The following is an 11,899-nucleotide window of genomic DNA, read 5'->3' as shown; positions in this document are numbered from 1 at the left end:
AGTGATGCATATGCACAAGCTGCTGCTCTATTGTGCCCTGTGGCTCGTATGCGGCGTTGTCGCCACGAGCTCTGCACAGAATCTCACCGCACGCGCCAAAGCACCGGCCAACGCGATCGAAGCGTTGGACCGGATTCCCTCCGATGCCGAGGTTGTTCCCGGGCGCATCCTCGTAAAATTTCGTCGTGAAGCGGAACATCTGCTGGAAAATGATTATGCCTCGGTGGCAGCGATCAATCCCCTGCTTGCGCGATACGGCGTTTTCAGGATGACGCGGGCGTATCCGGGTCATATTTCCCGTTTCAGGGCGGACGGCAGTGAAATCGCACTGCAGCGATTGTACTACGTGGAATTCGACGACGAAGCGCATCCCATCGACGTGGCTCGCGCGTTCTGCCGCTTGCCTGATGTGGAGTACGCCGAGCCCGATCTCGTGCAGAAGCTGTGTCTCGTACCCAACGATCCGATGTTCACTCAGCAGTACGGACTCTATGCCGTATGGGCCCGCGAGGCATGGGATATCAGTACCGGAAGTCCCGACGTGGTTATCGCCATCGTGGATAGCGGTGTACGATGGACACACGAAGACCTTGCGGACAATATCCGGGTCAATCCCGGCGAGGATATCGACCAGGATGGAAAATTCACCACAGCTGATATTGACAGCGTAGACAACGACGGCAATGGGTATGTAGACGATATTATTGGGATTGATTTTGTCGGCCCAACCGGTCTTTCGGGAGGCAGCTATTACGACAGGGATCCCAATCCCACGTCGACCGGCAATCCGCATGGCACGCATGTCGCGGGCATTGCCGCCGCACGCGGTGATAACGGAAAGGGGATTGCAGGCCTGGCCTTCAATTGCCGCATTATGCCCATCAAATGTGCCCCTGATCGTTACTCAACCTCCATCATGCGAGGGTACGACGGCATCGTGTATGCGGCGGATAACGGAGCGCATGTCATCAACTGCAGCTGGGGAGGCGGCGGGTACATGTTGAGTCAGGAAGAGCGCATTGCGTACGCCATCTCCAAAGGCGCGGTCGTTATTGCCGCCGCCGGAAATTCCGGCGATGAAACCGTGTCCACTCCGGGTGCCTATCCCAACGTCCTCTCCGTCGCCAACGTCGGACAGGGGGACAAAGTCCATTCATCTTCGACCTATGGCTCCTGGGTGAACGTCTCGGCACCGGGTGTGGATATCGTGAGCAGCATCAGTCAGAGCAACACCAGCTACACCGCATACACAGGCACTTCCATGGCTTCTCCCTTGGTTGCCGGCTTGGCGGGGTTGGTAAAAAGCGTCTTCCCGCAATTCACACCCGAGCAGGTGCGCGAGCAAATTCGGGTTACATCGGATACCATCGATTATCTGCAAAATCGCTGGCTCAAAGGAAAAATCGGCCGCGGACGAGTCAATGCCTATCGGGCGCTCACGGAACAGTGGCCTGGTGTCCGGCTGGTTGATTGGTCATGGAGCGACACCGAATACGGCAACGGCAACGGCATCGCCGAACGTGGAGAAAAACTCGCCATACGTATGCGCTGGGTGAATTATCTCGCACCGACCACCAATGCCGTCATTCGTCTGAGCTCCCCGAATACACGTGTGACCATTGAGCAGGGAGAATTTCTCGCCGGACAGATACCGACAATGGGAGAGGTGTCCAATGATGCGACACCGTACGTCCTGACACTGGAAGACGTGTATGCGCCGAACAATCAGGTGGATCTCATCTACCACGTAACCGACGGCGAATACGTTGATCAGGGCGGCGTATTTTTTATTCAGCAGCCGAGCTACCGCGATCACGACATCAACGACATACAGGTTACACTCAGCAGCGACGGCAACATCGGCTACGACGACATGTCGGGTGTCACCGGCAGCGGATTTCGCTATAAAGGAATGGAAAGTGTGTTGTTTGAGGGGGCGTTCATGGTGGGTGCCGTGATCAACAACACACCACTCGTCGTGGATGTCGCGCGTTCGGGGGCCAGTGCGCAGGCGCGGGATATGCAGGCGGAGTACCTGTACAACATGGACACCCCGGGTGCACGGGCCGAGCAGGAAGGCGACGGCGTGTTCGAGGACCTCGGTGCGACGCTTGCCAATCGTCTGCAGACGCGTATCCGACTCGAAAGCTTCGCATTCACGCGTCCGGAACTTCGAAACATGGTGTTCCTGAAATACCACGTGCAGAACCTTTCTTCGAACATGCATGAACGGCTTCATACCGGGCTGTTCTTCGATTGGGATATCGGCCCGAATTCCCAATCGGATTTCGCGAAATACATCGACACCCTCGCGATGGCCATTTGCTTCGACAGCACGGGCTCACCCAAAACACAGACCCGCATCGGTGTGCTGCCGCTGTCCGTGGAATATCCGGTGACCTACTGGGGCATCAACAACAGGGATAACGACGATTCGCTGACCATCGGTATTTATAACGGTTTTAGCAAAGCAGAGAAGTGGAAAGCGCTGTCGCGCGGTATAGTCCGACCGGTTTCACAAATCACCGACGTGTCCTTCACCATCGGGAATGCTGTCGGGGATGTTGCAGCAGGGGATTCGGTTGTGGTCGGTTATGCCCTGATTGCGGGCGAATCGCTTGCCGAGATTATCGCGTCGGTGCCCGCTGCGCGAAAAATGTGGGATACGCTGGCCACAGCCTGGGATCCGACCTCTGTAACGGACATTGCGCTCCCCCGGTCAGAGCTCCTCCGCCTTGGCGTACATCCCAATCCGCTCGAAGGGCGGCGTGACGTTGCTGTTTCTCTCGATGTCGCTTCGCAGCGCGCTGTCCGCCTGAAGCTCTTCGATATGCTCGGAAGGCAGCGTGCGGACTTCGGTTCGGTCGAACTGCTTCCGGGTCGCACGCTTCGTGTGCTGTATCTGCCGGAAATACCTTCAGGGACGTATTACCTGCGTGCTGAGAGTCCCGGATTGCTCCGGACCGTCCCCTTGAACATCGTACGCTGAAAAGACCTACCCTCTGCGGATCGCGTGGAGCACCCGACGGTGCTCCACGTTTTTTTTTACGCTATCGGGCAGCACCAGAACGCTGATGCCGATACAGTATCGGTGCCATCGCAAGGCGGAGTGAAATTGTCCGAGGCGGATGATAGCGACGGATTTGTGGATGAACAACAGACCGTCTTAAAAAAAAAACAGAAAAATAATCCAGTTTTTTCACCAACCGCCCTCGTTGGTCCTATTAATAACAAGAACGTGTGGGGGCCGGGATGCGACCGTCGCGGGTTGAGGTAGGATGAGAGGCGCGTCGCATCCCGGAGTATTTTGCAGAAGGGACTTTCCGATCGTCCCCGCGCAGGTGCAAAGAATGAATCAACCCGTTATTTGCAGCCACCTCCGGGTCTTATCACGGTTTGTACACCCATTCCGATGGTGCTACATTATGAAATGTATCATTGCGAAGACCACATTTCATGAACATTCTGATCACGGGCGGAGCGGGATTTATCGGCTCATCGATCGCCGAGGCGTACAAAGCGCTGGGACACGAGATCATTATCGTGGATAATCTCTCCACCGGCGTGTCGGGCAATATCCCGAGCGGAGCGCAATTCTATCAGATGGATATTCGCGACCAGAACTTCGCCGATGTGGTGCGCGAGCACAAAATCGATGTCATCAACCATCACGCTGCACAGATCGATGTGCGAAAATCGGTGGAAGATCCGCGCTATGACCTCGAAGTGAACGTATTGGGTTCGCTCAACGTCATCGAGGCGGCGCTCGCGCATGATGTGCAACGTGTGATTTTCGCTTCATCAGGCGGTGCGGGATACGGCGAGCAAGTCTATTTCCCCGCCGATGAAGCGCATCCCATCGCTCCCTGCTCGCCCTACGGCATTACCAAGGTCACCGTGGAACGTTACCTGCATTATTTCAATGTCGTCAGAGGGCTTGAGTACACGGTACTTCGCTACACCAACGTCTACGGTCCACGGCAGAACCCTCACGGCGAGGCCGGCGTGGTCGCAATATTCTCCGACAAGCTGCTCCGGGGAAGCAACCCGGTCATCAACGGCGACGGCTTACAGACGCGGGATTACGTGTTCATCGACGATGTGGTGCGGGCGAACGTCCACGCGTTGGAGATGCACGGGAGCGACGTCTTCAATGTGTGCACGAATGTTGAGACAGACGTGAACCGTTTGTTCCACATACTCAACGCCTCGGCCGGAGAGCCCGCCCGGGAGATACACGCACCGGCCAAGCAGGGAGAGCAGCTCCGGAGCGTCTGCAGCTACGGGAAAATTCAATCCCGTTTCGGATGGTCGCCGAATGTGGGGATAGAAGAGGGATTGCGGCGAACGTTCGAATGGTTCAAGGTACGTAGCGAAAACGTGTAGTCCCTGTTACGCGACTCCCGTTCCTGTCACTGCTGCGGGCGATGTACGACTCGTCGTACACGTCGCTGTACGAGGCATATTGCCGGAGAGTAGTCTCTCTGCATACCGATGATGCTGGTTCTTCTCATGGCGTTCGTGCCCCGGGCCGGCGAGAAGAATGTCGGAACGGCATCCCGGTTCAAATTTCACAACCCAGGTAAATACTGTGAATACTGCTCACGAGACGTGAAATATATTCACGTATCAGGCTTGTAATACGCAAAATTTGCATGGAACTGGGGCAATGCGGCAGAAAAGTGTGTTTGGCATGATTTGTGAATAATTCCACACGCTTTGGCCATTTCGACAATCTCACTCGGAAAAATACTTCGTGTTCAACACCTCGGAAACAATCAAGGATCTGGAAAGCATCGAAGGACGTCGGCTCCTTCATGAGTTTTTTCATGATCGCCGGGTGAAGAATTTCTCGGAAATCCGGACACTCTTCGAATGTTGGAAGGTCTGCCGTAGCGCAACGAATATACAGCTCGGGGACGGCAGAAGAATGCGATTTGAGAGCAGTCTCGGCATGAAGCTCGGGACACGTGTGTTTTTTGAAGAAATCGTGAGTACGTACTACTACAACACCATTCAGGGGTTGGTGTATTTCGGCGCCATGCTCGTGCTCGTTGGCGTGGGGCTGTATCTGAGCGGGTATGATCTTCTCTTCGCGCTCGGGGGATTGGCGATCGAAGCGCTGTTTCTGCTGTTGCTTGCGACGGTCACCGCGTTCAGCAGGAACGACGAGCCCGGCACCGCCGTCACCCCGACAGGGTTGTCTGACACACTGATCTCCTCGATTAACAGCTCCATTCGTGAAATGACGACCGCGGTTTCCGATCTGTTTCGTCTCATCTCGCAAACAGACATCCGGCAGGATGTCTTGCTGACGAAGCTGACAGAGAATTATTCGAGAATAAACAGCGATAACGCCAGAAAGTATCTGGACCGAATGGATCAAACCAACGCCCTGTTCCGCGAGCAGGCCGAGGCGACCCAGGCGCTGCTGCACAATCTCCTGCAGCAGCAGCAGCAGATGGCGCAACAGACACGGCGTTTGCTCAACCAGGCAGATGCGCAAGCGGGGGCGGAGGCATGATCGAGCGTTTTTATACTGACCGCCTGTCGGGTCGAGGGGTGTGACGTGTGGCAAGACGTCGGCGTGTCGATATCTTCCTCATCCTGTACCTCACGGCTATCGTGGGCTTTGCGGTTATCTCCCGCGAGCGCGATCATGCGACAAGCACCCATGCACAGCGGCACGAACATCTTGTTGCGCAGTTCATTCCCCCATTGCCTCTCGTACCCGAAAACGATACGGTGCGCTACTATGTCTCTGCCGACGACCGCAGCGGCATCGTCAGCACCGCGGTCCCGCCCTTCAGCACGAAGATTTTCGTTCACGACATTGACCCGGACGACCAGGTAACAATGACTCTCCACTCTATCGTACGTGACAGCCTGCTCACCTCTCCGGATCTCCTGCAGATCGGAGAACGCACAGGGTATGGCAATGTGTACGACAGGGTTGTGTACTTCCCGCTGACGGGCAGATTCCCGAGGACGGGGACCTACACCGTAAATCTCAAAGCCGGAGCCAGACGTATTCAGCGGGCGGAAGGCGGCAGTATTGAATATCGCGGGCTCAAGTTTGATACGTCGGACATATCCCACGTTCAGGTCAAAGCGCTTGAGCATGCAACCGGCACCGTTGTCATTCAGGTGATAGACACCTCTCTCGCGCGGCCGAAAACGCTTGAAGCGCTGCGGATTCAATCCTCACAAACCTCCATCTCCTCCGCAATAGGCTTCGAGGAACAGAATACCATCACTGCGAACCTCGGATGGTCTGCACCGCATGTCTCGATTGTCAGCGGCAGCGGGACGCTCACGAAAGTGACCAGGACGGACCGGCAGGTGGAGTACCGGTGGTCCGGTGTGGTCCGGAGCCTACCCGACACCGTGGTAATCGAGGCGCGACTTGACAGAGGCGCAGGCGGGAAGGATATCGCCCGGACGCAGTTCACCCTCAACGGAACGCAGCCCTTTCTTTTCGAGCAGCCGCCGCTGCACCTGTATGCGGGCGAGGAAATGTCCGTGAATTTGCAGGTTCGCGGACTTGAGCAGGAAGCGCTCTACACCTGGTCACTGTACGAGATAGCCGGCGTAAACGAAACGGTGATAAAAGCGAGCGGCACCGGTCCGGTCGGTCGCTGGCGGATTCCGACATCGTATGTCGGAAAGAGATTGGTGCTGGAGGTCCGGTATATGGGACGTCTGTATCGCTATTTATCAACGCAGACACACCGATCCGGAATATCCCGTATCTCACTGCCGGTGGAGGTCCCTCCCACGCGCATCGCCGCGTCGCTGCCGGAGCGCGCACCTTCCAACGCCGCATTCCGCTTCACGGCATCGCGGTATTCGCACCCACGTTTCATGGGCGAGCAGCCGATAGATAAAATATCGGATGTCGCAGTCGAAATTACCGCATCCGGTAACCGCCGGTTTGAAGCCAGTGTGTCCATGATACGGAAGGGCGAATTCGAGTTCGAACTCGAGAACAGTGCCGCGGTTGCCGCCGGCGGCGAGCAGGTGCTCGTTACCATCCGTGCCGCGGGCGCTATTTTTCAGCATGCAATACGGTTGACACGCTAGGAGCAACGGAGATGTCTGCCGGATTTGACACATATATGTTTAATGTACGACCTTTATGTGATGTGGCTTTCGTCCACCCTCAGCACGTTGATCCGAATCCCCGGAGCAGTGCAGCAAGCCGGAGCCGACATCCATCACATACTCAGCATGAAAACTCAATAACAGATCGTTACCCGCTTCTCCGCGGCACGCGATTTTACAATGTCTTGTTAGGAGGCCATCCGTATGAAGAGTAGTGGATTTCTTCGCCATCTGATGCTTGGCGCCCTGGTGGTAGCCATGTTTTCGGTGTTTGCCGCACCTGCCCTTGCCGCGGGCGGTGAGGCTTCGTCCGACCTGATGACGCTCGATGAAATGAAAATGAAACTCCGTGACGAAGGTAAAGACCGAGATCTGAGCCAGCTCACGCACGCCGAACTTGAGCAGATCCGCCCGTCACAAGGTGGCATGGTGGCAAATCTGTTCAATACCGAGTATGTGTTCAAAATCGGTACCTCCACCTTCATCATCAACCTGTTCGCAGTGTCGACGGTGATTACGATTTCATTTTTCGTCGTAGTGTTCTTTTTTACCCCCATCGGTCTGTTCCTGTTCAGGGGCAGCTTGCATGCCTTCGTGGGTTCCATTCTGAAGGCCACCGGTATTTCAAGCAAATTCGGTGACTCGCTCATGAAGAAGCCGAAATACTGGTTGCAGAAAGAGCGGAGCGTCCGTCAGGGCTTCGGCATGTACATGCACAACGATTTTATTCCCGACTACAAAAACAACATCACCGCTATCGCCTTCATCGGAACGGCCTTCCTGATTCTCAACATCGGTCTCCGTGGTGTGAAGTTCATGACCGCGCATCAACCTGATCTTATCGTTATCGCCATTGTGGTTGAAATTACCGTGCTTTTGCTGCTGGGTATGACCACTTGGTACGAGAAGGAAGAAAAGGAAGAAGAAGGCCAGGGTCAGGGGCTTCCCGGAAAGCAGCTTTCTCTCGCAGAGGTCGAACGCAAGCTCGACGCACTCAAAGCGGAACTCGAGACCAGCGTTCGCACGGAAACAGGTCTTCGCCAGTAACAGGCGGAGGATTCATTTTTCCCAAGGAGACCAACAATGGCAAGTTCCGGTGATCACTATAAAAAATATCAGGTTTATTTCTTCCTGTATCTGGCGGTTATCTGCGAGCTTCTGATCATCATCGTGGAACGCGATGACGCCGAAGCCGAGTTGATGGCCCAGCAGCGTGCTCTGGAAGAGAAAAACCGACGCATCATTCTTGAGCTGCTCAAGAACATGCCCGCTGTCGCGGCTGCGGGCGACAACCAGCTCAAAGTCAACGAAGAGCGCAGATTTACCATTTCCGTCAAGGGCCTCGGCGACAGCGACGAAGTCACCACCCCGCCGGAAGTGAAAGTGTACAAGGATGGTAACGAGGTTCAGACCCTCAAGTACCCCGATCAGATTCAGGACTCCACACTGCATGCCTCCACCGGTGAGCGTCTGTATCGTTTTACCTGGAAGGCGGATCTTGGCCCCGGACTGTTCGAGCTCTGGGTCCAGGCCGGAACAGACCGTGTTTCGCTGCAGCCCGATATTGATGAGGGGACGGCGAAGGTGAAGGTCGGTTCTCTTGAATTCTCCCGCAAGGAAATTCGCAGCGCTCTCGATTCCGATCCTGAACTCGAAGGTGTACCCATCGAGGAATTTGTTCGTCAATCAGAGAATCTGAGTCCCGATAAGTTCATCGTGGAAGTTGTTTCGGAAGAATACGATCAACTCCAGATTCAGGCGGATCAAATTGTGACGGCCGTCGGTTTCCCCACCTTCAATGAAATCAAGGTGCGTGGCACGACGGTGGACAAGATTTCATCCATGCCCGTCGTCGGCGGCGGTGTCGCCATGGACCCGCTGAACCGTTCAAATCCATTCTATAACACCGATCCCGAGCGCGGTAAGTGGGTATGGTCCGGCACATTTAATGAGGCTGGTACGCGTCGCGTGACAGTGGAAGCCCGCGACAAGCGTAATGCCGGGGCGAAGAGCGTCTCCCGCCCGATCAGCTTCGAGGTCGTGGTCAAAGAGCCCTTCCTGAGCCGCAGACGGCCGCAGGGTGCCTTTGTCGGCGAGATGTTCGAAATGTATATCAATGTCGGCGGTCTCGAAGACGTCGGTAGCTATACCTACGAAATCGAACTTGACGGCAAGGAAGTCGAAAGCGGTACAGGCAACATCATCAAATACAAGGTTCCGAATGACGCGATGGGCAAGACCATGATTGTCAAGTCCAAGTATCGGAATCGTCCTTATCAGGTTCTGGTGGACTCCACTTCCACGAATCTCACATCGTCCGAATTCGTCTTTAACATTTCAGCTCCTATCGATCGTATCGGATCGCAGTCCTTCGCGAACGGCGGCGAGTATCCGATCAACAACGTCTTCCAGTTCGTCGCCGCGCGCTGCGGTCGCTGTGTGAGCGGAAATATCCGCAACATACAACAGTCCGAGATTCGCATCGAAGCGGAATCGGATGACGGTCAGGATCTGCTGGATGAGGTTCAGGTCATGCCGCGTACCAACCCGAATACCGGGCAGGAGCAGGGCAGTCTCGTCAAGTTCTTCCTGAAGGGCAAGGTCAAGCGCGACGGAACAGATGCTACCATCACCATCCGTTACGGTACCATCAACGAGAAGTACACCGTTGTGTTGTACTCCGAGTAAACGGCGAATCGCATGACCACGATATTCGCGAAGCTGAACGATCAATTCGATAGCAGAGGATATTCCATGAGCAAGAAACTCATTGTACGTGCCCTTTTCGTTGTGGCGCTCCTGGCTTGCTTCTCCCCACGGATTTTCGCGCAGGCGGATCAGGCCGTGAAGGAGAAACAGGGCCAGCTGAAGACGGAGTACAACGACGCACAAGAAAAAAACCAGATCATCCGGTCGGCCGCCCAGGACAAACCGCGTGCGACCACCGGCCGTCGCCGCGCCAGCGCGACGACAGGGTATGACTATACCCAGGTGAAGGGCTACGCCCTGCGCCAATACTACGAGCGCATCGACAAGGTCTTTGCCCGTGCAAACGACCTTGGAATGTTCGAGGAAGAATACCGCCTCGACGGCACCTTCGAGGTCGCGGGCCGCAAGGGTAAAGGCAGTGCCCAGCTCCGCAAGGTGGAAGTCTACTATGTGGAGGCCACACCGCAGGAGCAGGAAATGTACGGCATCGCTCCCTTCGAAATCATCGAAGTGTATGTCGAAAAACTGGAAATGCTCCCGCCCGAGGAAACCGGCACGGATGACTCCGACGGTGAAGGCGGCCTGGGCGACTTCGGCGGTGGAAGCACCGAACCGATCGCGAAAGGCTTTACCATCTCCGGTTCCGATCTCATCAGTGTGTTGCAACTCGCGGACGAAAATCTGTATGACGACATTCTGAGCAAGCGCAGCCAGTCGGCCTCCATTCCTCTCCCGGAACGCGGCGATTGGATGCCCGGCAAGGTCGGTCCCTTTATCGTCATGACGCAGCGTGAGCTGGAAACAACGACCAGCCGCTTCAGCGATTTCTGGAGTACCCGCGACACGCTTGAGGGATCCATCCAGATCCCGCAATATGACGCCGCCGGGCCATTCTATGAGCAGCAGATCCCGGTGTTCTTCCCCGATGTTCGGAAGCTGCGCATCCGGAATCCGGAAAACCGTCCGCTGAAAATCACGAACATACAGTTCGTCGGCGCCAATGCCGATCAGTTCGAAGTGAAAACCAAGTTCCCGATCCAGCTCACCGAGAAAAGTGGAACCATGGACCGGACGGACATCGAGTACAACTTCCTCAGCGACACCCGATATGAGGTGCGGGGACAGTTGGTCATCGATGCGCGCGAAGCTGGTCTGACGCAGATTATCGACGTCGTCGCCAACCCCGGTGTGTATCCTGCGGATATCGTCACCATCGATGCGTCGCTTGACAAGATCGAACTCCGCTCACCGGCACGATCCGGATTGGCTCCCAACTGGAAGCTCGGCTACACCATCGGCAACGATGAAATCGGCCTTCCGCGCTGGTCCACCGGCATCTCGTCGCTCTCCATCGGGTATAAGAACCAGATGAGCGTGGGTGTGGTCCTGCCGATGAATATGATCGCTCCCGACCTCCCCGGTCCTCTCGCCTTCGAAAAGGGTCTTCTCTCTTCGGCTGGCGGGTATAACGTGGATTTCGATTTTACCTTCGGTTTCCCGTTCTCCTTGGGCGGCAGCCTGTTTGTCATCAATGACTTCGACGGACAGGAAGCCTATGATCACCTCCGGACCAGTACGCAGCGTCCGGCACAATTGGATGATGAAGATTACTTCGGTGATTTCTTCCACATCTCCACCATCGCGCAGGTGTACTATCCCATCATGTTCAAGGACAGGGCGATCAATCCCAACGTCGCTTTCCGTCTGAACATTGGTGGTGGATACATGCAGATCCGTCGTAATCATCTCGTTTCGTCGGCTGATGTCGGTCAGACAAAGCTCGACCGCGAATTCCGTACGGAGGACGTCGGAAAGATGTTCACTCTCGGCAAGGAAGACGAATACTTCGACGTTTACGTCCGTATGTCCTTCATCAACCTGAGTTCGTCCAACCGCTACGGCCTTGGCGTCCAGTATTTTGCCGGACGCATGATGACCGACGCGTTTCTCGAACTGACGAGCTGGCTCCGCGTGGAGGCCAAGTACTCCTTCCTGCTGCGCACACGTGAGGTGTGGGAAAGCGAGACCAGCTACTTCATGATCACGCCCCGCTTGCGCATCGGGCTTCCTTCCATTTTTAACTGAA

General features: G+C 55.6%; 7 protein-coding genes. All 7 read left to right on the top strand.

Annotated elements, in window-relative coordinates; genetic code table 11:
• Positions 1-10: 10 nt before the first annotated feature.
• The 7 genes from M5R41_10885 (at position 11) to M5R41_10855 (ending at position 11,898) form a co-directional block, all read left to right on the top strand.
• On the top strand, positions 11-2,989 hold the full coding sequence (locus M5R41_10885; protein ID MCZ7556894.1) for a S8 family serine peptidase: 2,979 nt from the start codon (positions 11-13) through the stop codon (positions 2,987-2,989).
• A 467-nt stretch (positions 2,990-3,456) separates the two neighbouring features.
• Positions 3,457-4,386: an NAD-dependent epimerase/dehydratase family protein gene (locus M5R41_10880; protein ID MCZ7556893.1), complete on the top strand. Its 930-nt coding sequence runs from the start codon at positions 3,457-3,459 to the stop codon at positions 4,384-4,386.
• 370 nt (positions 4,387-4,756) lie between these two features.
• On the top strand, positions 4,757-5,524 hold the full coding sequence (locus M5R41_10875; GenBank protein ID MCZ7556892.1) for a hypothetical protein: 768 nt from the start codon (positions 4,757-4,759) through the stop codon (positions 5,522-5,524).
• A 47-nt stretch (positions 5,525-5,571) separates the two neighbouring features.
• Positions 5,572-7,083: a hypothetical protein gene (locus tag M5R41_10870; GenBank protein ID MCZ7556891.1), complete on the top strand. Its 1,512-nt coding sequence runs from the start codon at positions 5,572-5,574 to the stop codon at positions 7,081-7,083.
• A gap of 225 nt (positions 7,084-7,308) precedes the next feature.
• Positions 7,309-8,151, top strand: a complete 843-nt coding sequence (locus M5R41_10865) for a hypothetical protein (GenBank protein MCZ7556890.1) — start codon at positions 7,309-7,311, stop codon at positions 8,149-8,151.
• A gap of 36 nt (positions 8,152-8,187) precedes the next feature.
• Entirely contained in the window at positions 8,188-9,792 is a 1,605-nt protein-coding gene (locus tag M5R41_10860; protein MCZ7556889.1) for a hypothetical protein, read from the top strand.
• A gap of 12 nt (positions 9,793-9,804) precedes the next feature.
• Positions 9,805-11,898 (top strand): hypothetical protein, encoded by a 2,094-nt coding sequence (locus tag M5R41_10855; GenBank protein MCZ7556888.1) that lies wholly within the window; start codon positions 9,805-9,807, stop codon positions 11,896-11,898.
• Position 11,899 lies beyond the last annotated feature (1 nt).

The organism is Bacteroidia bacterium, assembly GCA_027493955.1.
Lineage (GTDB): Bacteria > Bacteroidota > Ignavibacteria > SZUA-365 > SZUA-365 > JAOSJT01.
The sequence above is the reverse complement of the archived record's forward strand: the minus strand, read 5'-3'. Positions and strand labels throughout refer to the sequence as shown.

What these genes read in the sequence shown, in the direction of transcription:
- M5R41_10860 (MCZ7556889.1), top strand. Translation starts at nt 8,188, where the DNA reads ATGGCAAGTTCCGGTGATCACTATAAAAAATATCAGGTTTATTTCTTC.
- M5R41_10880 (MCZ7556893.1), top strand. Translation starts at nt 3,457, where the DNA reads ATGAACATTCTGATCACGGGCGGAGCGGGATTTATCGGCTCATCGATC.
- M5R41_10855 (MCZ7556888.1), top strand. Translation starts at nt 9,805, where the DNA reads ATGACCACGATATTCGCGAAGCTGAACGATCAATTCGATAGCAGAGGA.
- M5R41_10885 (MCZ7556894.1), top strand. Translation starts at nt 11, where the DNA reads ATGCACAAGCTGCTGCTCTATTGTGCCCTGTGGCTCGTATGCGGCGTT.
- M5R41_10865 (MCZ7556890.1), top strand. Translation starts at nt 7,309, where the DNA reads ATGAAGAGTAGTGGATTTCTTCGCCATCTGATGCTTGGCGCCCTGGTG.